The following is a 22243-nucleotide window of genomic DNA, read 5'->3' as shown; positions in this document are numbered from 1 at the left end:
GCCGCCAATCAAGCCGTCATCGCGGCACGGCGCTTTGCCGTTGCTCGTCGGCCCGCGTAGCAGACGGCCAAGGCCGCGGTCAGGACCAGCAACATCCAATCGTGGCCCCCGACGCCGGCGACGACGCATCCTCCGCCCGAGCCTTGGGGACGGCAGACGCCTTGCCCGGTGGTTTCCTTAAGCCAATCGCAATACGCCGATACCTTGGTGTACACCCCGTAGGCGTCGGGTTGCGCGCAGCCCTCGCCGTAGATGACCACGCCGATCAACATGTGCCAGCCGGGCATGACGGTTCGCACAAGCGGCCCCCCGCTGTCCCCCTGGCAGGCGTCCTTGCCGCCTTCGGCGAAACCGGCGCAAATCATGTTCTCCGTGATCACGCTTTCCGGATAGATCATGGAGGCTTGACACACTTCGTTGGAAACGATGGGCACGTCCACGCTCTGAAGCTGATTGGAAGGGAGATATTCCCGCTCCCTGGGCTGAGGCACCGTATTGCCCCACCCGAGGACCGTGCTCCACATGCCCGGCCAGACGTCCTCCTCGCTGTTCGCCAATATGGCGAAACTCCGCGGCGTGACGGGCCGCGACAGCCTGATCAAGGCGATATCGTTGTTTCCGAGGGTAGGCTGATTGTACTCAGGGTGAATGTAAAAAGCGGAGGCCCTGATCCGGTCATGCCCGGGAGAAGGCTGATCCAGAAACACCGTGCCCACGAGGACGTCCACGATCTCCGGAGATAAAGGCAGGCCTGAATCCCATGGATACTCCTGGTCCAGACAATGGGCCGCGGTGAGCACCCATTCCGCGCTGACCAGGGTTCCGCCGCATCTGATTTGATCCGGGCTGTCCGTAAACACCAAGGCCGCCGTCCACGGATACTTGGCTGGATCATACACGGGCTCCCCGCCGATGATTTTGGGGATGCGCTGACCTTGGAGATCACTCTCCCCAGCGTGAGCCGACGGGACCCCAGCCGCGAGGAAAACGATTACGCCGAGCGCGAGAACACAATAGGCTGAATAGCGGTGCATACGACAAGCCCTGCTTAAAAGTTGATGGTTGCCTGACGGATAGTTGAAGTAAATGAACAGCGCAACAAGGCCGTCCAGCGATTGAAGGCTCCCGGTTGGCGTGTCGCCGTGCCGGCATGGACCTGAAATGCTCTTGTGGAAATGCGCACGGGCGTTCTCTACTCAAAATGTCCGTTTTCGCATGAACCGCCGAATGATGGGCTATTTCAGGATCGAACCGAGGGTCTTTCCGGGCCAGCCGAACGGCGGCCCGAGTTCAATGACGCCATTGCAACGAGGCAGTAAATCGGGCAAAGAAAATTTGCCCGCCGTCATGGCCGTCATGGTCACGGGCGGGGGGACACATTTCCCTCCATGCGTTGAATGAAGGCCGCTTTTTTGAACATGCTCCACCAAACCGCCGTTGCCATCGATCGTTTCGGAGCCGTGTTGAACTGGGTCACGGAGCGGGTTTGCGCATTGTTGGTGGCGGTGATGGTGGTGATCATCTGGTGGGGGGTGGTCACCCGGTACTTCATCGGCTCCGGCGGCATCTGGACCGAGGAGCTGTCCCGCTACGTGATGATCTGGGCCGCGCTGTTGGCCGTGCCCGTGGGGGCCTACCGCCGGGAGCACATCGGCCTGGACATCCTGTTCCGCTTTTTTCCGCGAAAAATGCAAAAGCCCTTCCGGGTCCTGCTGGACATGGTGGGCTTCAGCTTTTTTCTGTTCCTGACCGTCTACGGCATCGGCATGACCCAGGCCGGGGCCTCCCAGTTCGCCACGATCTTCGGGATGACCATGTTTTTTCCCTTTGCCTCGGTCCCGGTCAGCGCGGGCTTGACCTGCGTCCAGATCGTGGTGGCCATGGTCAGGGAACTGGCTGATCTTCCGCCCCCGCTGTTTTCCATGTCCGCCCCGAACATGGCCGCGGAGGAAAAACCATGATCCTCGTGGCCACGGTGTTTTTCGGCCTGCTCCTGCTGGGCCTGCCCATCGGCTTCACCCTCGGCATCGCCGGAGTGGTCGGGCTGCTCCAGATCGGCGGGGAAGCGTTTCTGACCATGGCGCCCAAACGGTTCTTCGAGGGGCTGGACCTGTTCACCTTCATGGCCATGCCCTTTTTCATCCTGGCCGGGGAGATCATGAACCGCTCCGGGATCACGGAACGGCTGGCGCACTTCGCCGACGCCCTGGTGGGTTATCTGCGCGGCGGGCTGGCCCATTCAAACATGGTCGCGTCCGTGCTCTTTGCCGGGATGACCGGGGCCGCCGTGTCCGACACCGCGGCCTTCGGCAACACCCTGGTTCCGGCCATGGTCAAGAAGGGCTATACGCGGCCCTTCGCTTGCGCCGTGACCGTGGCCGGATCGATCATCGGGCCGACCATCCCGCCGTCCAACCTGATGGTCATCTACGGCTCGCTGATGGGCGTGTCCATCGCCGGTCTGTTCGCCGCCGGGATCCTTCCGGGCCTGTTGATCTGCCTGCTGTGCATGGCCTTGATCGCGGCCATGGGCAAGCGCTGGAACCTGCCCAAGGGCGAGGGCGGGCCGAGTTTGTGGAACATCCTGCGGGCCTTCAAGGACAGCATCCTGGCCCTGCTCATGCCGGCCATCATCCTGGGCGGCATCCTGGGCGGGATCGTCACGCCCACCGAGGCCGCGGCCATCGCCGTGTTCTACGCCTTGTTCATCGCCATCGTCGTCTATCGCTCCCTGAGTATGCAGGACATCCTGGAAATGCTCATCCGCACGGCCCGGATCACCGGGGTGGTCTTCCTGATCATCGCCTCGGCCTCGATCCTGAGCTGGTGGATGACCTTCATGCAGATCCCCCAGGCCATCGCCGCCTTCTTCCTGACCGTGTCCTCGGAGCCGTACGTGATCATCGCCATGATCCTGGGCCTGCTCCTGATCATCGGGATGTTCATGGACATCAACGCGGCCCTGATCATCCTGGCCCCGGTCCTTGTTCCGCTGACCCAGGCCATCGGCATGCACCCGGTGCATGCCGGGATAATGATCATTCTGGCCTTGAACATCTCCCTGATGACCCCGCCCGTTGGAGCGTGTCTGTTCGTGCTCTCCTCGATCACCGGGGAGAAGATCGAACGGATCGCCATGGCCCTGTGGCCCTTTCTGCTCTTGCAGGTGGGGATCTTGTTCTGCGTGGCCTATTTTGAGAAGCTGACCATGTTCATTCCGCGCTTGTTGCTGGGCATGTAGGAAGGAAGAGAGAGGTCAGAATTCAGGAGTCAGAAGTCGTGAGTGGACGTGGATGGAGTAAATTGCTGGAGAGACGAAGTTTGGCATAACCTAATCTGAATGGAGGAGACGAGATGAAAACGAGGACGAATTTGTTCATGGCTGTATTGGCACCGTTTTTGGCCCTGGCGCTGATCCTTGGAGTCGCGCCCCAGGCCGAGGCCCAGAAGACCATCAAGCTGCATCACCTGAACAACGACGATCCGCTGGACAACGCCACCGGAGCCATGGCCACGGTGTTCAAGAGCCTGGTGGAAGCAGGGACCAACGGCGAGATAAAGGTCCAGACCTTTCCCAACGGCCAGTTGGGCAAGGACAACGAAGTGCTCCAGCAGGTCCGCGCCGGGGTCATTGAGATGGGCATCCACTCCGTGGGCGGATTTGCCTCCATTTATCCGATGATGGGCATCATCGACGTGCCCTTCGCCTTTCCGGACATCGCCACCACGTACGAAGTCTTCGACGGCTCCTTTGGTAAGAAATACGCCGCGGACATGGAAGCCAAGACCGGATTGAAGATTCTCGGCTTCGGCGATTCCGGGGGCTTCTTTCACTTCTCCAACTCCCGTCGGCCCATCACCTCTCCGGCGGACATGCAGGGCCTGAAGATCCGGACCATGACCCTGGACACCCACCAGGCACTGATCAATTCCCTGGGCGGACAGCCCGCGCCCATCGCCTGGGCCGAACTGTACACCGCCTTGCAGACCGGCGTGGCCGACGGCCAGATGAACCCCATCCCGATTATCGCCTTTGCCAAGTTCGACGAAGTGCAGAAGTATCTCAGCCTGACCGGCCACCTCTTCGCCCCCTACGTCTGGGCCGTGAACATGAACTTCTGGAACTCTCTCTCCGAGCAGGAGCAGACCATCGTCCAGAACGCCGCCACCTCCGCCATCGTGGCCGGTCGCGGCATCTCCCGGATCATCGAAGCCTCGGACCGCGGCCTGCCCGCCCTGTCCAAGAAGATGGAAGTCAACGCCCTGACCCCCGTTCAAAAAGCCGAATTCCAGGCCCAGGCCATGCCCGCGGTGAAGCAGATCATCGCGGACAAACACGGCGAGGAAGGCGTGGCCATGATGAACGCTTTTCTGGAAGCCATTGAGCAGGCCGGCAAGTAAGTTCTTCTGTCAGATTTTCACAAGGGTGTACCCCCGGAACTGGGGTGCGCCCTGTTTTTTTGCAAGATCAAACTTAAACACAGTAATGAGGCAGTCATGTCAGTTGATCCAAAAAGCATTTTAAAACTAGCGGAACAGTACAAGCCGGAGATCAGTCGGTTTTTGCGGGAGATGATCGCCATTCCCAGCGAGTCGTGCCAGGAAGAGGCCGTGTGCGCCCTGATCAAGAAGGAAATGGAAAAGGTCGGGTTCGACCGGGTGGAGATCGACCCCATGGGCAACGTTCTGGGGTTCATCGGCAACGGCCCCCGGCTGATCGCCCTGGACGCCCACGTGGACACCGTGGGCGTGGGGGACCGTTCGCAGTGGAACCATGATCCCTTTCTCGGCCATGAGGACGAGGAGACCATCACCGGCCGCGGGGCCAGCGACCAGGAGGGCGGCATGGCCTCCATGGTTTATGCCGGGAAGATCATCAAGGATTTGGACCTGCTGCCCAAGGACGTGACTCTGATGATGGCCGGAACGGTCCAGGAAGAGGACTGCGACGGTCTGTGCTGGCTGTACATCATCAACGAGGGCAAGCTGCGCCCGGAATTCGTGGTCTCCACCGAGCCCACCTCCTGCAACGTCTATCGCGGCCAACGCGGCCGGATGGAGATCCAGGTGGGAACCAAGGGCGTGAGCTGCCACGGCTCGGCCCCGGAGCGCGGGGACAACGCCATTTTCAAGATGGGACCGATCCTCAATGAACTCCAGGCCCTGCATACGAACCTGCGCAACGACCCCTTTCTGGGCAAAGGCAGCCTGACGGTCTCCGAGATCGGCCACTGCTCGCCCTCGCGCTGCGCCGTGGCCGACGGCTGCTGGATTTCCGTGGACCGTCGCCTGACCTGGGGCGAGACCTGGGAAGAGGCTTTGCAACAGATCCGCAATCTGCCCGCGGTGCGCACGGCCGGAGCGGAAGTGACCATGTACAACTACGACAAGCCGTCCTACACCGGCTTGGTCTATCCCACGGAATGCTATTTCCCGGCCTGGGTGCTGGAAGAGAGCCACCCGGTCTGCGAAACCCTGGTGGACACCTATTCACGGTTGTTCGGGAAGCAGCCGTTGGTGGACAAATGGACTTTCTCCACCAACGGCGTCTCCATCATGGGCCGCCTGGGCATTCCCTGCGTCGGCTTCGGCCCGGGCCACGAAGACCAGGCCCACGCGCCCAATGAGAAAACCTGGAAATCCGAACTGGTCCAGGCCGCGGCCATGTACGCCCTGATCCCGGCGGTGTACGTGGAACGGACGAGAGGCTAGAGGCTAGAGGCTAGAGGCTAGAGGCTAGAGCAAGTCTGGTTTTTGTCAACTACCTTAATCTTTAATCTCCTACTTTTTACCTCTGACTCCTGAATACTCCCCTCCAATTTACCAAATAAGGAACTCCCATCATGGACAAAACAGGCATTCGCGAGGCGATCCGGCGGCTGGCTGGCCGTCGGATCGAGGGCATGCATCACAACGACTTTCTGTTGACCTGGGAAAAGACCGCCGAGGAACTGGCCGCGGTGTTCGACGTGGCCGAAATCCTGCGGGCCATGCGGGACTTGGACGTCTCCCCCAGGCTTTACGACTCCGGCCTGGCCATCTCCATCTTCCGGGACAATTCCACCCGGACCAGATTCAGCTTCGCCGCCGCGGCCAACCTTTTGGGCCTGACAGTACAGGACATGGACGAGGAAAAATCCCAGATCGCCCATGGCGAGACGGTGCGCGAGACCGCGAACATGGTCTCCTTCATGGCCGAGGTCATCGGCATCCGGGACGACATCTTCCTGGGTCAGGGCAACGCCTACATGCGGGAAGTGGCCGCTTCCCTGGACGACGGCTTTCGCCAGGGCGTGCTGCCCACCCGACCCAGCGTGGTCAATTTGCAATGCGACCTGGACCACCCCACCCAGACCATGGCCGACGCCCTGCACCTGATCAACCACTTCGGCGGCCAGGACAAGCTCAGGGGCAAGAAGATCGCCATGACCTGGGCCTACTCGCCCTCCTACGGCAAGCCGCTGTCCGTGGCCCAGGGCGTGGTCGGTCTGATGACCCGGCTGGGCATGGACGTGGTCCTGGGCCATCCCGAGGGCTATACCGTGCTGCCCGAGGTGGAAGACCTGGCCCGCAAGCAGGCCGCCGAGTCCGGCGGCTCCTTCCAGGTGGTCAACTCCATGGCCGAGGCCTTCACGGGCGCGGACATCGTCTACCCCAAGAGCTGGGCCCCCTTCGCCGTGATGGAGGAGCGCACCAGGCTGCTCAACCAGCGCGACACCGAGGGCCTGAAAGATCTGGAAAAACGCTGCCTGGAAAACAACAAGCGCTTCGTGGACTGGGAATGCACCGAAGAGATGATGAAGCTGACCAGGGACCAAAGCGCCCTGTACATGCACTGCCTGCCCGCGGACATCTCCGGGGTCAGTTGCGCCCAGGGCGAGGTCCAGGCATCGGTCTTCGAGCGGTACCGTATCGACACCTACAAGGAGGCCGGTTACAAGCCCTACGTGGTGGCCGCCATGATCCTGCTCTCCCGCCTGAAACACCCCGCGGACGTTCTGATGAATATTCTTGAGGGGGAACGCAAGCGCTGCGTCCGCTAAGAAGAGATCACGACAAGATGCGGACTTTCTCCGCTACATACAAAACGGCCGGAGCGTCTGAGACGCTCCGGCCGTTTTTTCGCATTAAGGACGACCGCCCCCACGGGAAGAGCGACCTACTGGTCGGAAAAGACGTGGCTAGCGCAGAAACGAGACCAGGGCCTCGTCCTGGTTCACGGCCAGCAAGGCCGGAAGCCCGACGCTGGCCTTCAGAAATTCCTTCATGACCAAGCTTTGCTTTGCGTACAGACTGTAGTGCTCCAAGGGATTGTCCTGGTTCAGAATACGTTGGAAGGATCTGCGTGAGAGGATGGAATCCTCGGGGGCGGTTTCCCGGAGGCTTTCGATGTACGGCTGAAGGGTGCGCAGGATTTCCAGTTCGTCCATGGCCCGGACGCGCTTGCTCATGGCCACCAAGACACCAAGTTCCGGCAGTTCGTCCGACTCCATCAACCGGACCAGACTCTGGGCGAAGCGTTGACATCCGTTGCGCACGTGATTGGGGCGGACCATGTTCATCCCGGACCAGCCGGCCCGGACCCATTTGAACATGGCGTGGCGGGAGCGGTCCGGAGCGGTCGGATCCGCCGACAACACGGTCACGGAAAAGGAGTCGAACATGTACGAATTGACCCACCCCAGCCCGCCGGTGGTCAGCCCCTCCTCATCCGTGTAAAAGTAGTTCCAATCCTGGTCGTCGCCGATGACCACGCCCTTGCGGCCAACGTTGGACTGGTCCGCCTGCTTGCTGACGGACAGCAGGTACTTCTCCCCTTCATGGTTGACCATCACGATCATGCGATCCGTTTGATACGTATAGTACCCACCGGTGTTCACATCCGGAGTATTCTCCTCAAGTTCCTGGCCCCGGATCACGACAATTCGCCCCTCTTCCAGGTTATTCCAAAGGTCTGGTATATTTTCTTCCGGCTCTTCGGACCATTTGCCGACGCGGACCACAGAAGGATGAAAAAAGGAAGGCGGCAGGTCTGGATGATAGATATGCTCCACGATCCGGTCCATTGGAGAGGAAATGCCGTATCCGTAATAGCCCCCGGTGGCGTTCAACAGGCTGGGAACGTCCCAGTCGTCCCGGGTGAAGGCGGTGTCCCGGGCGAAGCGCAGAAGAGGAAGCAAATCTTGCGTCTCGATGGGACCACGGTCCTGGATGCGCTCGATCAGCGTGGACATGGCCTGGGTCGCAGGCTCCGGAAGGTCATGGGCGTCGCCTGCGCGAATGATGGACGCGGTGGCGAAAAGGATCGTGGTCGCCAGGAAAACGGCCGCTACGGACACATAAAGATGCGCCGTTGGACGGCGGGTGGATTTGGGCATGGCGTGGCTCCGAAAAATGGCTTGAGAATCAAAAGGGGCGGGCTGCAAAAGGATGATTTGCGTTCGGTTCGCTGATGACAAGGATTTTCCGTTCGCAAAAACACGACGATCGACAGGCCGCCCGTCGGAGTCGCCTGTCGCGTTTTGATTCGTAACAACATCTTTTGCAAAATAAAAGGTCGCGGGGAGAACAAAAACGTTCAGCAAGACGGTTTGAGTGAGGTGGACAATGGAATTTCTCGGAAAAGGAGGGTAGACGAAACAAGATCATGGCATACGCGATGCATTTTCGCAGGCCACAAAAAACCCACGATACCAGATAATTACAAAAACTTATCATTTCAAGGACTTTTTCGGCTTTACCTTTTTTACATTTCTGTGTAGCAGGACGTCCAGTCACAATTCTGTACACTCTACATTTTTCCAAAGGGAGTCGTTAATGTCGGCAAAAGAAAAGCATTCCCGCGAGTCGCTTCCGGAGCAGGAAACGCCGGTAGAAAAAGGTTTTGGAGAACGGTTCGAGGCGGAGATCGGCACGCAGTCCCGCGCTTTTTTTGAAAAGCTCGTGGAGCATTGGCAGAAGATCGCCGCGGCCGCCGGGGTGTTCGTGGTTCTGGTTGCCGGATACGCCGGGTTCAACGCCTATCAGGAACGCCAGCTGACCAACAGCGAACAGGCCTTGAGCCAAGCGCTGCTGGAAAATCAAGGCACGGAGCGGCTGGAGGCGTTGATGCGACTGCGGGGCGAGCTGGCCAAGCCCCTGCTGCCCCGCCACCACCTGGAAGCGGCCAAGGCGGCCCAGGATGTCGGAGACTGGGCCACGGCCCTGGAGTATTGGAAGCTGTTGGTCGAGGTCGGACCGGACAACTGGAAGTCCTTGGCCCGGATGGGGCGGGCGACGGCCCTGCTACACCTGGGCCAGGCCGATGAGGCCGTGACGGAACTGACAGCCCTGCGCACCCGGGCTTCCGAGGAATTTCTGCCCATCGTGCTGCTGCAACTGGCCGAAGCCGCAGAAGCCGCTGGAAACTGGGAACTGGCCTTGCGGACTTTTGAAGAGTTGCAGGCCCGTGAGGATGGGCGGCAGTCGGACTACCTGGCCTTCAAGGCGAACCAAATTCGTCAGCGCATGGCCGGGGAATCTTCATAGGAGCCGTGACGCACGGTTTTCAGATTTGATTTCGACCGGGCGGTTCGCCGCTCGGCCAACTTCAACCGATATTGATAGGGGTACTACGACGTATGGATATTCTTCTTTCAGGACAAGCCGGTGAAAAACACCTGCTGTTGGGCAACGAGGCCATCGTTCGCGGAGCGCTGGAGGCCGGAGTCAGTTTTGTGTCCTGCTATCCGGGCACGCCGTCGTCCGAGGTTCCGGACACCTTTTTTCGACTCAGCGACAAAGGCGGCTACGGCTTCGAATACTCGGCCAACGAAAAGGTCGCCCTGGAGGTCGGCATCGGTGCCACGTTGGGCGGGGCGTCGACTCTGGTGACCATGAAGCATGTAGGCGTGAACGTTGCCGCGGACCCGCTGATGAGCGTGGCCTATTTCGGGGCTCCCGGAGGGTTGGTGCTGCTCAGCGCGGACGACCCGGGCTGCCACTCCAGCCAGAACGAGCAGGACAACCGCTACTATGCCCGGCTGGCGGGCATGCCTTGCCTGGAGCCTTCCAGCGCCCAGGAAATGAAGGACATGACCAAAGCGGCCATGGACTTGTCCCGGCAGTTTGAGCAGCCGGTCATGTTGCGCACCAGCACCCGGGTCAACCACCAGCGCGGCGAAGTGGTCTTCGGTGAAATGCAACCGCCGGTACATGGCGCGCCTTTTGTCTCCGATCCCCGACGGTTCGTGATCGTCCCGGCCGTGGCCCGGGCCAGACATAAGATTCTGCTGCAAAAGCTGGCCGAATTGCGGGAAGAAGCGGAAAAATCTCCACTGAACAAGGTCTCCGGCCAGGGCGACGTGGGCTGTATCAGCTCGGGCATCAGCCGGACCTACCTCAAGGACGCCCTGACGGACTTGGACCTGCTGGACAAGGTCCGAATGCTGGAACTGGGCTTTTCCTACCCGCTGCCGGAAAAAATGATCGAAGGCTTTTTGCGTGGGCTGTCCAAGGTGATCATCGTGGAAGAGGGTGAGCCGATTCTGGAAACCGAGATCCGCGCCCTGGCCCAGCGCCTGGGAATCGACGTGAAGATCCACGGCAAGAGTGAGCACCTGCCCCATTTTGACGAGTACTCCTCGCTGATCGTCAAGCAGGGTTTGAGCGCGGCCCTGGGGTTGCCTCAAGCCACGGCGAAGCCCTGTCCCGCACCGCAAGGCCTGCCCATGCGTCCGCCGAACATGTGTCCCGGCTGTCCGCACCGGGCCGCATTTTACAGCGTGCGCCAGGTCTTCGGCGACGAGGCCCTCTATTCCTCGGACATCGGCTGCTACACCCTGGGCGTTCTGCCGCCGCTGCGGGCCGCTGACACCTGCGTATGCATGGGCGCCTCCATCTCCACGGGGACCGGGCTGTCCAAGGTTAGCGGTCGTACGGTCGTGGCCTATATCGGGGATTCCACCTTCTTTCATTCCGGAATCACCGGCTTGGCCAACGCCGTGTTCAACCACCACGATATCCTGGTGATCATCCTGGACAACAAGACCACGGCCATGACCGGCCAACAGCCCCATCCCGGGGTGGAGCACACGTCCAAGGGGCCGAACACGGCCCGGGTGGACATTCTGGCCCTGGTCAAGGCCTGCGGGGTGGAGCACGTCCGGGTTCAGAACCCGCTGAACATGAAAGCCACCAAGGAAGTGCTGGAGGAGCTCAAGGCCCTGTCCGGAGTCCGGGTGCTCATCGCCGAGGAGCCCTGCCCGCTCTTCGCCAGGCGGGTCATGGGCCGGAAGCGCCCGGCCACGGCCGTGGTTGAGGAGGGCTGCGACGGGTGCAACGAGTGCATGGACCATCTCGCCTGTCCGGCCTTCTTCACTCAGGACGGCAAGATGGCCATCAACCCCGCCCAGTGCAACGGCTGCATGTTCTGCGTGCAGATCTGCGAACATATCAAACCCCGGAAAAGGAGCTGACCATGTCCCGTTTGCGTATTTTCTTCACCGGCGTGGGTGGACAGGGCACGGTCACGGCGACTCGTCTGCTGGCCCAGGCCGCTTTGGATGAAGGCATTCCCGTGGTAGCCGGGGAAGTTCACGGCATGGCCCAGCGCGGCGGCATCGTGGAATCCACGGTGCTCATGGGCGGGTACGTCAATCCCCGGATCAGCCCGGGCGAGGCCGACGTGTTGCTGGGATTCGAACCGCTGGAGACCCTGCGCGCCCTGCCCTATCTCGCCCCGGAGGGCCTGATCCTGAGCAGCAGCGAGCAGATGCCCCCGGTCAGCGTCTGCTGCGGGCGGGAGCAGTCTCCGCCCTTCGAGGAGATGGAACGCATGGTTCGGGAATGCACCCCGCATGTGCACTTCCTGCCCTGCCAGCGCCTGGGCCTGGAGGCAGGGGCATTACAGGCCGGCAACCTGGCCCTGCTTGGAGCCCTTTGCGCCCTGGGCCGCCTGCCATTCGGCATGGAGCGCATGGAGAAGACCATCACGGCTTCTCTGGCGCCCAAACTGGTGGACGCCAACGTCAAGGCCTTGCGTCTCGGCGCCGCGGCCGTAGCCTGATCTACCCCAAAGCCTCTTGAAGGCGCGGCGGTTCGTCTCACACGGTCGCCGCGCCTTTGTTCTTTTCATCGAAATCGACCCATCGTCGAACAAGGACCCCATGCCTTCCCGAGCCGTCACACTGGACAACCTCTCCCTGAGTCTGGATACCCTGAAGGAAATTCTGGATCAGATGCAGCCGGACGTGCACCTGGAAACCAGCCTGAAGTCCGTGCTCCAGGTTTTGTCCCACAACCTGGGGTACGTGCGCAATTTTTTGGCCATTTACGATTCCGAAACCCGCAGTCTGAAGCTGAGTCTGACCCACGGACCCCAGAAACCGTCTCAAGTTTCCTACGGGGAAGGCCAGGGCGTTACCGGACAGGTGCTGGCCAAGGGCGAGGCGATCATCGTCCCGGTGATCGGGGAGCACCCGGATTTTCTGAACTGGGCCTTTGGCCGGGGCAAGGAGGAGATGGACGCGTTAGCCTTTATCTGCGTCCCCGTGGTGCAGGAAGGCGGTGAAAACAAGGAGCGGGAAATCCTCGGCGTACTCAGCGTGGATCTGCCCACGGCACCGCTCCAGGTCTTACAAACCCACTGCCGCTTTTTGGAGGTTGTGGCCCGAATCATCGCCCATCGGGTGGCCCGGCTCCAGGAGGACATGGCCCGGCAGCAGCACTTTCTGGAACAAGGGCTGGCCATCTACGATCCCGGTTTTTCGCCCAAGAATATCGTCCATGCCTCAAAGAGCATGCGCTTGGTCTTGCAGCAGATTTCCCAGGTGGCCCCCAGCCGGGCCACGGTCCTGCTGCGCGGCGAATCCGGCACGGGCAAGGAACTCCTGGCCGAGGCCATCCACACGGCCAGCCCCAGGGCTGGTCAGCCGCTGATCCGCCTGAACTGCGCGGCCCTGCCCGCGGAACTGGTGGAAAGCGAACTGTTCGGCCATGAAAAGGGGGCCTTCACCGGAGCGGTCCAAAGCAAAAAGGGCCGCTTCGAACTGGCCCATCAGGGGACGTTGTTCCTGGATGAAATCGGCGAACTCAGTCTGGACGCCCAGGCCAAGGTGCTCCGGGCCATCCAGGAAAAGGAAATCCAGCGCTTGGGCAGCGAGCAGACCATCATCGTGGACACCCGGCTGGTCTGCGCCACCAACCGCCCTCTGGAAGATCTGATCGCCGCGGGGCAATTCCGCGAGGACCTGTTTTACCGGATCAACGTCTTCCCCATTTACGTCCAACCCCTGCGGGAACGCCGGGAGGACATCCTGCCCATGGCCGAGCATTTTCTGAGTGCCTACGCCAAGGAATACGGCAAAGAGATCAAACGCATCTCCACTCCGGCCCTGGATTTGCTGACCCAATACCATTGGCCCGGAAACGCCCGGGAACTGCGTAACTGCCTGGAAAGGGCCGTGTTGCTCTGCACCGAGGAAGTCATCCGCACCTACCACCTCCCCCCGACCCTCCAGACAGCCGAAAGCTCGGCCACGGACATGGACCTCTCCTTCGGCGAGGCCGTGGCCAAGTTCGAGCAGGAAATTATCGTTGACGCCCTGAAAAAAGCACGAGGCAACATGCTCCAGGCGGCTCGCGAGCTGCGCATCAGCTACCGGATCGTGAACTATAAAATCAAGAAATACGGCATCGACCCAAAAAAATTCGCCACCAAGGTCGCAGGCAAGTAGGGGGCGGGTTTGAAACCAGCCCCTACTTGGGCAGGATGCGCAGGTAGAGGTCGCCTTGCCAGGGGCCGATCTTGCGGCCTCTGCCTTTGAGCCGGACGGGTTGGCCGGGGATGAAGTCCGGCGGCAGGGCCACGTCCAGGGTGGTGGCGGGGCCACGCCAGCCTTGTTGGATCTGGATGCGGACATGTTTGCCGGGGAGAAGCTGACGGCGGGGAAAGGAGACCGTCTGTTCGTCGTCCAGCTGGCGGCGCAACCAGCTTCCAACGCGGTCCTTAAGGCTTCGGGAAAAGTCCAGCTCCAGCTTGCGATCCCCCCATTCCACGCGCAGCACCTTCTTGGCGTGTTCCTCGGCGGACGCCGCGGGCTTTCCGCGTCCCGTTCCCCGGACTTGGCTGTAGATGTCTTCATAGACCTGGCGGGCGAAGGGATCCTTGAGCAGATCCTTGAGCAGATCCTCCCGCTGGTACGCCGCCTGGCGACGATAGCGGGAGTGGGCCGTCTTGGCGTAACGGGAACTGGAGAACCAATCGCTTTCCGAGGCGCCCCCCGGCGTTCCTTGAGCGTCCTTGGGTCGCGGGCCGTCGGCTTGTGGACCTCCGCCTTTCGGACCCGGAGGCGGTTGACCAGCGGCTTCGGATTGGGTTTCCAGGTGGCGGGAAACCGTGATGTAGGCCTCGTTCAGTTCCTGGAAGCGGCGGGATGCGTCGGGCATGTCCGGATGCAGGTCCGGATGGTAGGCAAAGGCCAGCTTGCGGAAGGCCTTTTTGACGTCTTCCAAGGTGGCGCTGGGCGCGATGCCCAGAATTTTGTAGCTGCGATTCAAGGACATGGCTTAACCGGTCCGGGAAGAGTGACTTCAGGTCATGTGGTCAGGGGGCGTCTTGCGCATCCCTCCCGCGCAGGGCATTCGGGCTGACATCCGAGGACGGTTCCACCTCCAGGCTTCGCAGATACGTCTCTCCCTGGGCGACAAACTCGACATGCCCCGGTTCGGGATTGATGCCCGGGCAGGCGTCCTGGGCCATTTGCCAACTGGTCTCGTCTACCATGTTGCCCCGAAAAAAAGGCCAGGCCCGACAGATCGTGGGTTTGGCCGGATGCACGGTGCAGCCCTCGGCAAAGAAGATGCACCATCCTTTGGCGTCGGTCCGCAACCGATTCTTGCCGCTAACCGTCTCCACGTAGGCGGCGACAAAGGCCGGGCGTTCCATGCCCAAATGGCCGCAAAGACGGTCCACGTCGGTTTCGGTGAGCACGATGCCCCCTTCGCCCTGGCAGCAGCCGCCACAGCGCAGGCAGATGAATGCGGTGTTTTCTTTTGGATTATCCATGTTCGGCAAGGCGTTGGTGTTCGATCATCAGACACAGATCCTCAACCACATGTACGCCGGCCGCCTGAAGCAATTCGCGGGCTTCGAGGTTGGCGATACCGGTCTGCATCCAGAATATTCCGGGCAAAGGAGACAGTTCCAGGCATTCCCGGGCATGATCCGCGCAGAACTGGGGAGCGCGAAAAACGTCCACGAGGTCGATGGGTTCGGGAATGTCCCGAAGGTGGGCATAGGTGGGCAATCCCCAGACGTCCTTGCGAACGGGGTGCACGGGGAAAATGGTGAAACCGCTGGTGATCAGGTAGCGGCCGACCCGGTCCACGGGACGCCCTGGGACGTCCTTGGCCCCGAGCACGGCGATGGTCTTGACCTGAGCCAGACGGGCGGCTAGCTCAGCGAGATTGAGCATGTTCGGACTCCTTCGAGGGGCAAGCCGCTGGGCGGCGTTGAATCGATTGAGGTCTACCCCACGATTTTGGGCAAGTAAACAGTTATGGTTGTTGCGAATCAGCAGCACGAGGGCGGGAATTGAAATGGCGGAACAACGCATCAGCGCGGCGGATGCCCTGGAACTCTGGAACGATTTGAACGTCATCGAAATCGGGGCCCTGGCCCATGCCGAAAGGATGGCCCTGCATCCCCAGGCCGTGGTCACGTATATCGTGGATAGAAACATCAACTACACCAACATCTGCGTGTCCGGGTGCCGATTTTGCGCCTTCTTTCGACCGCCGGGCCATGCCGAGGGCTATGTTCTGGGACTGGACGAACTGGGCGTGAAGGTTCGGGAAACAATCGAGCTCGGCGGGCGACAGATCCTGCTCCAGGGCGGAATGAACCCGGAATTGAGCCTGGATTTCTACCGGATCATGCTCACGTTTCTGAAGCGGGAATTTCCGGAAGTGGCCGTACACGGCTTCTCCCCCCCGGAGATCGTGTTTCTGTCCGAGACATCCGGCATGAGCGTGGCCGAAGTGGTGGCCCGTCTTGCCTCCGCCGGCCTGGACTCCATTCCCGGCGGAGGCGCGGAAATTCTGGTAGACCACGTCCGCACCCGGATCTCGCCCCACAAATGCTCCTCCGCCAAATGGCTGGAAGTCATGGAATGCGCCCACCGTCAGGGATTGAAAACCACGGCGACCATGATGTTCGGCCATGGAGAGCGGATCGAAGATCGGTTGGAGCACCTGGAAAAGCTGCGCCATCTGCAAGACCAAACCGGCGGATTCACCGCGTTCATCCCCTGGACCTTTCAGCCCCGCAACACCCAGATCGACGTCCCCGAAGCCTCTTCCGTGGAATACCTGAAGTTTCTGGCCCTCAGCCGCCTCTATCTGGACAACGTCCCACACATCCAGGCTTCCTGGGTCACCCAGGGGCCCCTGGTGGGCCAGATGGCCCTGCACTGGGGCGCGGACGACATGGGGTCGACCATGATCGAGGAAAACGTCGTCGCCGCCGCCGGGGTCCGCTTCCTGCTCCCCGAGGAGGATCTGCGGGCCATCGTGGAAGGCGCGGGATTCACCCCCATGCGTCGGAGGATGGATTATTCTCCGGCGTGAGATTCATCGTTGCCAGAGATGGGGGGATTTCAAACAGCGCTTTCTATCTGACACAGACGTTTTCCGGCTGCTTGACCAGGCTTTCAGCGGGTATGCCCAGATTTTTGTGCAACTGCCAGACCATTTTCAAGGTCAATGGTCGCTTGCGGTTGAGTATCTCATAAACTCGGTTGCTGCGTCCGATCATGGGTTCCAGGTCTTTTGGCCGAAGCCCCAATTGATCCATACGGAATTTGATTGCTTCCACCGGATCTGGAAGCTCCATGGGGAAATACTTCCGCTCATACGCTTCGACCAGCGTAACCAGAATGTCGAGAAGATCGCCATCCGGCGTATTCGCTTCAGCCGTCATGAGGCCTTCAATTCGTTCGAGGGTTGAACGGTAATCGTGCTCCGTGCGAAGCGGCTTGATATCCATGGCGATGTCCTCAAATCGTTTGTGCGTCGATGGCGTCATATTCCGCGTGAGTGCCGATAAACCTGATATAGACAACCCGATAAGGGTAGTTGATCCAAGTTACCAAACGGTATTTATTTCCCGCGATGTTGAAAACCACCCTGCCGTCGCGCAAAATACTGGCGCTGTCGAAGTCCGCCTTTAACTCGGCCGGAGAGGCCCAGTCGGCCCTGGAAACATGGCGGTACCAAGCCAATACCGGTTCTTTTGCGTCAATACGCTCGGAATTTTGCTCCCAGAAGCTTTTCAAGGTGGACAGGGCGATGACACGCATGCCCCCTCTTTTAGTCCCATTATGGGACCAAAGCAAGTTTTTCACGAAAAGGCTTGGAGCAATCCGGCTTCCACACCCTACAACCCCTTGATGATCAACGGCCCTCTTCCGCACTGGGGGAGGCCGAGGCATATTTCAGCTGTTGGCCATCAGTACTGAAATGGAGGTAGATAATGAGTTTTGAGGCCTTGGAGCGCATCCCGGAAGAAGAGTTGGTTCGGCGTTGGGAGCGATGTCGGTCCCTGTTGCGGACCCAGTTGCCCGACGCGGGAGGCGTGTTCGTTTTTTCGCGGATGAACATCTATTACTTCACCGGAACCTGGGTCAACGGGGTGTTCTGGCTGCCGCTGGAAGGGCGGCCGGTGTTGCTGGTGCGCAAAGGCATCGAGCGGGTCAGGCTGGAGTCCGCGGTGGAGCAGGTGGCGGTTTACCGGTCGTTTCGGGAATTGCCCGGTCTTGCTGCGGAAGCTGGTTCACCCCTGTCCGAATCGGTCGGCGTGGAGATGTCCGGATTGACCTGGGCTCTGGGTCAGGGCTTGGCCAGGCACCTGAGCGGACATGACCTGCGTTCCGCCGATGGCGTGCTGAACCAGACCAGGGCCGTCAAGACCCCGTGGGAGCTGGCCAAGATGCGCCTGGTCGGCGCTCGGCATGACCATTGCCTGCGGGAGTTGCTGGCGGAGCGGATTGCCCCGGGCATGACCGAGCGGGAAATCTCGATCCGAATCTGGGAGGTGTTTTTCAGCCAGGGACATCACGGGCTGTTACGGATGCAAAACCATGGGGAGGAAATTTTCCTGGGCCACGTGTCCGCTGGTGACAGCGCCAACTATCCCAGCGTGTTCGACGGCCCGGTGGGGCTGCGCGGGGCCCACCCGGCCGTGACCCACATGGGATATGCCGGAACGGTCTGGAAAGCCGGGACCCCACTGACCCTGGACGTGGGCTTCGGCCTGGAAGGCTACCAGACGGACAAGACCCAGGTCTATTGGGCGGGAGCTTGCGAGGATATTCCCGAGCAGGCGCACCGCGCCCATGACTTCTGCATCGCCGTCCAGGGGTGGTTGGCTGAGAACCTGCGACCCGGAGCCGTTCCGAGCCAGTTGTTCCAGCATTGCTGGGACTGGGCCGAACAAGACGGCTGGGGCGAAGGGTTCATGGCCCTGGGCGGGAACAAGGTCCGCTTTCTGGGCCACGGCATCGGCCTGGCCATCGACGAATGGCCGGCCCTGGCCAAGGGTTTCGAAGCCCCGCTGGAACAGGGCATGGTCCTGGCCCTGGAACCGAAGATCGGCCTGCCCGGACTGGGCATGGTCGGGGTGGAAAACACCTTCGAGGTCACCCCGGACGGCGGGCGGTGCCTAACTGGAAGCGATTTTTCCATGATCTGCGTCGAACCGGGGTGAGGTTTTTCGCGGATAATGGCTTCGGAACATCGGAAAAGGCGACCGCGCATTTGCCGCAAAGCCGGGCAAATCATCCACTTGTGACGACGCCTATTTCGTCAATCAGTGTCGTCTCCACAGTTTTGCTCATCAAAAAAATCACAATTCCAAGTAAACGTCTTCTCTTTTGATTTTGGATTGAAAAAATAGTCCAAGGTCATTGTTCGCCATTGCTTTTCGGTCATGGGCCATGACGTTGGGACATGACTCTTGTCTGACCAGAACATGACATGGCAGAATTGGTCCGGAGCGCAGATGATGTTTATTGCCTCGAGATACACCTCTTTTTCCGCGGTTTTCTCTTGATTGACCACGACAAACTCCATCATTCCCCTGCTGCCAGCCTTTTCCCAGTCCGCAGCGTAAACCGGCAACGAGAAAAAAACGAGCAATAAAAACAGAAGTCGCACGTATATTCCCCTGACTGGTGGTATCTCTCTATGCATTCCAAAAGTGACGTTTCGCTCAACATACCGACTATCACTTACCAAACACCAATTCTGAAGCCGATTATTGACATAAATGGCAGCTGCCGGTGACTTTTTTCAAATCCACGACAAAGGCGATGCCGGCGCCCGGCGTGTTCAGGCTACCCTGTTTCACGATGGAATCAAGAATAGCCTGCGTTTTATCCTGCGGGGCGATGGTCAGCACAATGTCTTTTTCCGGTTCTATGGGAATGCCCCAAAACTTCTTTTTTCTCGAATCCCCGCGCCGCGGCCGGGCATGACAGTGCCGCCTTCGGCCCCAGCGGATTTGGAGGCGTTGACGATCTTTTCGCTTCCGCCTTTGTTCACGATGGTCACGATCATGTCAAAAGACAACTCGGCGTCCATGCTTAACTCCTTGAGAAACCATTCTATGTGGAAGGGTCGCTAGATGTCCAGACCGGTAACCGCGTCCAGAGGCACGAATGCCTCGGGGGTGAAAAACGCCAATACCAGGACCAGTCCGTAACCTACGGCGAAAATGATGGAGTTTCGAATCCCAAGCAGCACCCGGAACAGGGCCAGACAGAGGAAACTGCCGATGCCCAAGGCGATACAGGCGATCAACAGCCAGGGAGACACGGAGTCGTCGGGTGTTATGGTGTCGACATGTCCGGCCAGGATATGCACCGCCGGGTCGGAGGCGTTGATCACCAAGGCCAGGAAAAAGGCGATCATGACAAGGATGGCCGTGGACGTTTTCTGGGGCAGTTGGGAGCCGATGGCCCTCCCCAGAGGAGTGACGGCAACATTGACCCCCTGAAGGAACAAAGCAATCCGGCCATGACCATGATTGACCCAACCAGCAGATCCAGCAGTCCGTCCATCCCAAGATAGCCGAATGCCGGCTCCAGCAAAAAGAGAATGAGCAACAAGGGCAGGACGGTTTTGAAAACAAACCGGAATTGTTCAGCAACAGCGGTCGCTTGATGAAGTTGCGCGGGAAGTAGAGAATGGAAGTAGATAATTGGTGTCGACGGAGATGATCAAACCATAACGGGCCGGGGCTGACCGGCTTCGGCCTGTACTGGAGCAAGCTCGCTTGCGGAAGGACAGGCCGAAGTCCGGTCCAGTCGGTTGTTCTCGACGCGGCATCCGCGGCGAGGGCAACCGACTGGACGCAGTCAGCCCCGGCCCGTTCCCGCGACGCGGATGCGTCGCGGGAACAGGTTGTTATGAAAAAAAACAGTCGATTGAACCTATAATGGATTATTCCGGAAAGAACAGGCTGATTCGAGCACCTTGGCCGGGCGATGAGGATATTTCCAGCCGCCCTCCGTGGTCGCGCACGATTTTGTGCACAATGGCCAGCCCCAATCCGGAGCCGTCCTTGCGCGTGGTGTAGAACGGCTCCAGGGCGCGTTGGCGTTGTTGGGCGTCCATGCCCGGGCCGTTGTCCCGTACCACAACCCAGAGCCCCTCGCTCCCCGGCTCCATGTGAACGTCGATGACGCCCGTTGTGTCGCCCTTGTTTTCCGCCACGGCCTGGATTGCGTTCATGAGCAGATTAAGCAGGCACTGCTTGAGTAGGTCCGGGTCGGCCCAGACGGTTCGCTCCTCGCCAAAATGGCGGCGAACCTCGATTCCGTGGCGATCAAGGTCGGTGCGCAGCAGATCTTCGACGCTCTCCAGCAATTCGGTCAGTCGGACCGCGTTTTTTTGAGGCGGCTTGGGCTTGGCCAGGAAGAGCAGGTCCGTAATCACCCGGTTCAGGCGGTCGGCCTCGGCGACCATGGTCCGGGCGTAGGTTTCCTCGGGTTCGCGACCAGCCAGCTTGCCGGCGAAAAACTGAGCGAATCCGCGCAGGGCACTGAGCGGATTGCGGATTTCATGGGCCACGGCCGCGGCCAACCTGCCGATGGCCGCCAGCCGTTCGGACTCCTGCAGGCTGTCTTCCAGCTTTTTGATTTCGGTCCGATCTCGGACCAGCACCAGACGTTCGCCCAACTCCCGCTCATCCGCCCGCAAGGGCACGGCCAGAATTTCCAGATGGCGATCCGCGAAGGAGTAGTTCCGCCAGAACATCCCCGGCGGCCCTGACGCGGGACCCGCATTCGGGCTCGGCGCGGCCCCTGGTTCCGCTCGCGGCTCACCGGGCCGGTTTGACTCCCAGCCAGACTGTTGGTTGAGAGCGAGATCAATCCAGCGACGGCCGGGCAACGGCCCGTCTCCGCCCAGCAAGGCCACGGCCGAAGGATTGGCCCCGCGGATCACGCCTTCGGTGTCCACGGTCAGCAAGCCGTCCGGCAGGTTGTCCACCAGCTTGGCCTGAAACTGCTCCAATTCCTTGACTTTGGCGCTTTGTTCCCGGCGCTGCAACAGCTTCATCGCCCCGATCCACAACAGGACCACCGTGGCCAGCACGTAGCCGCCCTGCCAGAGCGCCGCGCGCCGCGCGTCATGGTACATGACCAGATGCTCGCTCATGTCCAGGCCGAGGACGAGATAAGAGGCATGGCCCGGGGCGTGATGGCCCGGGGAGAGAAAGGTTTCATGCATGTGCCGGGCGGCGGGCTGCCGGAGTTGATGGACGTAGAGCAGGATATCCTGGCCCTGGTGACGGGCGAATCCGTGCCACTGCCGTTCGTCCCGCAGGGTTTCCAAAGCGGCTGGAGGAAGCGTCGGAAAGCTCTCCGGGTCTTCGGAAGCGAGCACCATCTGCCCGGAAGGCCCCACGACGCCGACAAGAACCAGGTCCGGGGAGGTCAGTAGTTCCTGAAGAAATTCCTTGCCCGAAACCCTGGGCGTGGCCGTCCGCGAAGGCCCGCGCATCCGCCAAGCCATGTTGCCCTCGATGCCCATGGCCACGGCCCGGGCCGCCAGCACCATGTGCTGCTCAACGGCCTGTCGCTGATGCCGCAGGTTCTGCCAGGTGACGAAGATCAGGCTCAACCCGAGCAGAACCATGGCCAACAAGGGCATAAGGTAGCGCGTTTCGCGGTGGATGGCCGGCAGGATGTGCATGGCGAAG

Annotated in this window: 23 protein-coding genes; 11 read left to right on the top strand and 12 right to left on the bottom strand. The window is 60.5% G+C overall.

All coding sequences use genetic code 11. The annotated features are described in order from the left end of the window. Positions 1 to 8: 8 nt before the first annotated feature. Positions 9 to 1034 (bottom strand): trypsin-like serine protease, encoded by a 1026-nt coding sequence (locus tag C6366_RS10360; protein ID WP_107737679.1) that lies wholly within the window; start codon positions 1032 to 1034, stop codon positions 9 to 11. A 384-nt stretch (positions 1035 to 1418) separates the two neighbouring features. On the opposite strand from C6366_RS10360, the gene C6366_RS10355 reads away from it, so the two are divergent. From C6366_RS10355 to ygeW, 5 genes are all read left to right on the top strand, one after another. After that, positions 1419 to 1961: a TRAP transporter small permease gene (locus C6366_RS10355; RefSeq protein WP_233248460.1), complete on the top strand. Its 543-nt coding sequence runs from the start codon at positions 1419 to 1421 to the stop codon at positions 1959 to 1961. Next, on the top strand, positions 1958 to 3241 hold the full coding sequence (locus tag C6366_RS10350) for a TRAP transporter large permease (protein ID WP_199221481.1): 1284 nt from the start codon (positions 1958 to 1960) through the stop codon (positions 3239 to 3241). Before C6366_RS10355 ends, C6366_RS10350 begins: the two co-directional genes overlap by 4 nt. A 113-nt stretch (positions 3242 to 3354) precedes the next feature. After that, the gene (locus C6366_RS10345; RefSeq protein WP_107737676.1) at positions 3355 to 4401 is read left to right on the top strand and encodes a DctP family TRAP transporter solute-binding subunit; all 1047 of its coding nucleotides are present in this window, start codon (positions 3355 to 3357) and stop codon (positions 4399 to 4401) included. A gap of 96 nt (positions 4402 to 4497) precedes the next feature. Next, a complete protein-coding gene (locus C6366_RS10340; protein ID WP_107737674.1) occupies positions 4498 to 5712 on the top strand; it encodes a YgeY family selenium metabolism-linked hydrolase in 1215 nt (404 codons plus the stop codon). Between the two features lie 131 nt (positions 5713 to 5843). Beyond that, complete coding sequence (ygeW, locus tag C6366_RS10335; protein WP_107737672.1) at positions 5844 to 7043, top strand: knotted carbamoyltransferase YgeW; 1200 nt, start codon at positions 5844 to 5846, stop codon at positions 7041 to 7043. Positions 7044 to 7181: 138 nt separating this feature from the next. Here the strand turns inward: ygeW and C6366_RS10330 are convergent, their stop codons facing one another. Continuing rightward, positions 7182 to 8378 (bottom strand): hypothetical protein, encoded by a 1197-nt coding sequence (locus C6366_RS10330; RefSeq protein WP_146164821.1) that lies wholly within the window; start codon positions 8376 to 8378, stop codon positions 7182 to 7184. Positions 8379 to 8817: 439 nt separating this feature from the next. Here C6366_RS10330 and C6366_RS10325 point away from each other — a divergent pair, with 439 nt between their 5' ends. The 4 genes from C6366_RS10325 (at position 8818) to C6366_RS10310 (ending at position 13715) form a co-directional block, all read left to right on the top strand. Further along, positions 8818 to 9528: a tetratricopeptide repeat protein gene (locus tag C6366_RS10325; RefSeq protein WP_107737668.1), complete on the top strand. Its 711-nt coding sequence runs from the start codon at positions 8818 to 8820 to the stop codon at positions 9526 to 9528. 92 nt (positions 9529 to 9620) lie between these two features. Beyond that, entirely contained in the window at positions 9621 to 11456 is a 1836-nt protein-coding gene (iorA, locus tag C6366_RS10320; RefSeq protein ID WP_107737666.1) for an indolepyruvate ferredoxin oxidoreductase subunit alpha, read from the top strand. Between the two features lie 2 nt (positions 11457 to 11458). Beyond that, complete coding sequence (locus C6366_RS10315) at positions 11459 to 12046, top strand: indolepyruvate oxidoreductase subunit beta (RefSeq protein WP_107737664.1); 588 nt, start codon at positions 11459 to 11461, stop codon at positions 12044 to 12046. 100 nt (positions 12047 to 12146) lie between these two features. Then, entirely contained in the window at positions 12147 to 13715 is a 1569-nt protein-coding gene (locus C6366_RS10310) for a sigma 54-interacting transcriptional regulator (protein ID WP_107737662.1), read from the top strand. Between the two features lie 22 nt (positions 13716 to 13737). Here the strand turns inward: C6366_RS10310 and C6366_RS10305 are convergent, their stop codons facing one another. From C6366_RS10305 to C6366_RS10295, 3 genes are read right to left on the bottom strand one after another with little or no spacing between them, the layout of a single operon-like run. Further along, positions 13738 to 14544 (bottom strand): DnaJ domain-containing protein, encoded by an 807-nt coding sequence (locus C6366_RS10305; RefSeq protein ID WP_107737661.1) that lies wholly within the window; start codon positions 14542 to 14544, stop codon positions 13738 to 13740. A gap of 40 nt (positions 14545 to 14584) precedes the next feature. After that, positions 14585 to 15046, bottom strand: a complete 462-nt coding sequence (locus tag C6366_RS10300) for a YkgJ family cysteine cluster protein (RefSeq protein ID WP_107737659.1) — start codon at positions 15044 to 15046, stop codon at positions 14585 to 14587. Next, positions 15039 to 15455, bottom strand: a complete 417-nt coding sequence (locus C6366_RS10295) for a CoA-binding protein (protein ID WP_107737657.1) — start codon at positions 15453 to 15455, stop codon at positions 15039 to 15041. Before C6366_RS10295 ends, C6366_RS10300 begins: the two co-directional genes overlap by 8 nt. A gap of 124 nt (positions 15456 to 15579) precedes the next feature. On the opposite strand from C6366_RS10295, the gene mqnC reads away from it, so the two are divergent. Beyond that, on the top strand, positions 15580 to 16608 hold the full coding sequence (gene mqnC / locus C6366_RS10290) for a cyclic dehypoxanthinyl futalosine synthase (RefSeq protein ID WP_107737655.1): 1029 nt from the start codon (positions 15580 to 15582) through the stop codon (positions 16606 to 16608). A gap of 43 nt (positions 16609 to 16651) precedes the next feature. Here mqnC and C6366_RS10285 read toward each other — a convergent pair whose 3' ends face one another. Both C6366_RS10285 and C6366_RS10280 read right to left on the bottom strand, forming a co-directional pair. Beyond that, the gene (locus C6366_RS10285; protein WP_107737653.1) at positions 16652 to 17026 is read right to left on the bottom strand and encodes a type II toxin-antitoxin system HigA family antitoxin; all 375 of its coding nucleotides are present in this window, start codon (positions 17024 to 17026) and stop codon (positions 16652 to 16654) included. A 10-nt stretch (positions 17027 to 17036) separates the two neighbouring features. Further along, a complete protein-coding gene (locus C6366_RS10280) occupies positions 17037 to 17339 on the bottom strand; it encodes a type II toxin-antitoxin system HigB family toxin (protein WP_107737651.1) in 303 nt (100 codons plus the stop codon). A 173-nt stretch (positions 17340 to 17512) separates the two neighbouring features. Here C6366_RS10280 and C6366_RS10275 point away from each other — a divergent pair, with 173 nt between their 5' ends. Beyond that, entirely contained in the window at positions 17513 to 18745 is a 1233-nt protein-coding gene (locus C6366_RS10275) for a Xaa-Pro peptidase family protein (protein ID WP_107737649.1), read from the top strand. A gap of 98 nt (positions 18746 to 18843) precedes the next feature. On the opposite strand, the gene C6366_RS10270 is transcribed toward C6366_RS10275, so the two are convergent. From C6366_RS10270 to C6366_RS10255, 5 genes are all read right to left on the bottom strand, one after another. Further along, the gene (locus C6366_RS10270; RefSeq protein WP_107737647.1) at positions 18844 to 19194 is read right to left on the bottom strand and encodes a hypothetical protein; all 351 of its coding nucleotides are present in this window, start codon (positions 19192 to 19194) and stop codon (positions 18844 to 18846) included. A gap of 100 nt (positions 19195 to 19294) precedes the next feature. Next, complete coding sequence (locus C6366_RS20260) at positions 19295 to 19438, bottom strand: hypothetical protein (RefSeq protein ID WP_233248459.1); 144 nt, start codon at positions 19436 to 19438, stop codon at positions 19295 to 19297. 17 nt (positions 19439 to 19455) lie between these two features. Then, positions 19456 to 19620, bottom strand: a complete 165-nt coding sequence (locus C6366_RS20255; RefSeq protein ID WP_233248458.1) for a hypothetical protein — start codon at positions 19618 to 19620, stop codon at positions 19456 to 19458. 39 nt (positions 19621 to 19659) lie between these two features. After that, positions 19660 to 20043, bottom strand: a complete 384-nt coding sequence (locus C6366_RS10260; protein WP_158269732.1) for a DUF1538 family protein — start codon at positions 20041 to 20043, stop codon at positions 19660 to 19662. Positions 20044 to 20481: 438 nt separating this feature from the next. Beyond that, positions 20482 to 22236 carry a nitrogen regulation protein NR(II) gene (locus C6366_RS10255; RefSeq protein ID WP_158269731.1) on the bottom strand — a complete coding sequence of 585 codons (1755 nt, stop codon included), beginning with the start codon at positions 22234 to 22236 and terminating at the stop codon, positions 20482 to 20484. Between the last annotated feature and the right edge of the window lie 7 nt (positions 22237 to 22243).

Source organism: Desulfonatronum sp. SC1 (assembly GCF_003046795.1).
Classification (GTDB): Bacteria; Desulfobacterota; Desulfovibrionia; order Desulfovibrionales; family Desulfonatronaceae; genus Desulfonatronum.
The sequence above is the reverse complement of the archived record's forward strand: the minus strand, read 5'-3'. Positions and strand labels throughout refer to the sequence as shown.

What these genes read in the sequence shown, in the direction of transcription:
- C6366_RS10360 (WP_107737679.1), bottom strand. Translation starts at nt 1,034, where the DNA reads ATGCACCGCTATTCAGCCTATTGTGTTCTCGCGCTCGGCGTAATCGTT.
- C6366_RS10355 (WP_233248460.1), top strand. Translation starts at nt 1,419, where the DNA reads ATGCTCCACCAAACCGCCGTTGCCATCGATCGTTTCGGAGCCGTGTTG.
- C6366_RS10350 (WP_199221481.1), top strand. Translation starts at nt 1,958, where the DNA reads ATGATCCTCGTGGCCACGGTGTTTTTCGGCCTGCTCCTGCTGGGCCTG.
- C6366_RS10345 (WP_107737676.1), top strand. Translation starts at nt 3,355, where the DNA reads ATGAAAACGAGGACGAATTTGTTCATGGCTGTATTGGCACCGTTTTTG.
- C6366_RS10340 (WP_107737674.1), top strand. Translation starts at nt 4,498, where the DNA reads ATGTCAGTTGATCCAAAAAGCATTTTAAAACTAGCGGAACAGTACAAG.
- ygeW (WP_107737672.1), top strand. Translation starts at nt 5,844, where the DNA reads ATGGACAAAACAGGCATTCGCGAGGCGATCCGGCGGCTGGCTGGCCGT.
- C6366_RS10330 (WP_146164821.1), bottom strand. Translation starts at nt 8,378, where the DNA reads ATGCCCAAATCCACCCGCCGTCCAACGGCGCATCTTTATGTGTCCGTA.
- C6366_RS10325 (WP_107737668.1), top strand. Translation starts at nt 8,818, where the DNA reads ATGTCGGCAAAAGAAAAGCATTCCCGCGAGTCGCTTCCGGAGCAGGAA.
- iorA (WP_107737666.1), top strand. Translation starts at nt 9,621, where the DNA reads ATGGATATTCTTCTTTCAGGACAAGCCGGTGAAAAACACCTGCTGTTG.
- C6366_RS10315 (WP_107737664.1), top strand. Translation starts at nt 11,459, where the DNA reads ATGTCCCGTTTGCGTATTTTCTTCACCGGCGTGGGTGGACAGGGCACG.
- C6366_RS10310 (WP_107737662.1), top strand. Translation starts at nt 12,147, where the DNA reads ATGCCTTCCCGAGCCGTCACACTGGACAACCTCTCCCTGAGTCTGGAT.
- C6366_RS10305 (WP_107737661.1), bottom strand. Translation starts at nt 14,544, where the DNA reads ATGTCCTTGAATCGCAGCTACAAAATTCTGGGCATCGCGCCCAGCGCC.
- C6366_RS10300 (WP_107737659.1), bottom strand. Translation starts at nt 15,046, where the DNA reads ATGGATAATCCAAAAGAAAACACCGCATTCATCTGCCTGCGCTGTGGC.
- C6366_RS10295 (WP_107737657.1), bottom strand. Translation starts at nt 15,455, where the DNA reads ATGCTCAATCTCGCTGAGCTAGCCGCCCGTCTGGCTCAGGTCAAGACC.
- mqnC (WP_107737655.1), top strand. Translation starts at nt 15,580, where the DNA reads ATGGCGGAACAACGCATCAGCGCGGCGGATGCCCTGGAACTCTGGAAC.
- C6366_RS10285 (WP_107737653.1), bottom strand. Translation starts at nt 17,026, where the DNA reads ATGGATATCAAGCCGCTTCGCACGGAGCACGATTACCGTTCAACCCTC.
- C6366_RS10280 (WP_107737651.1), bottom strand. Translation starts at nt 17,339, where the DNA reads ATGCGTGTCATCGCCCTGTCCACCTTGAAAAGCTTCTGGGAGCAAAAT.
- C6366_RS10275 (WP_107737649.1), top strand. Translation starts at nt 17,513, where the DNA reads ATGAGTTTTGAGGCCTTGGAGCGCATCCCGGAAGAAGAGTTGGTTCGG.
- C6366_RS20255 (WP_233248458.1), bottom strand. Translation starts at nt 19,620, where the DNA reads ATGGACGCCGAGTTGTCTTTTGACATGATCGTGACCATCGTGAACAAA.
- C6366_RS10255 (WP_158269731.1), bottom strand. Translation starts at nt 22,236, where the DNA reads ATGCACATCCTGCCGGCCATCCACCGCGAAACGCGCTACCTTATGCCC.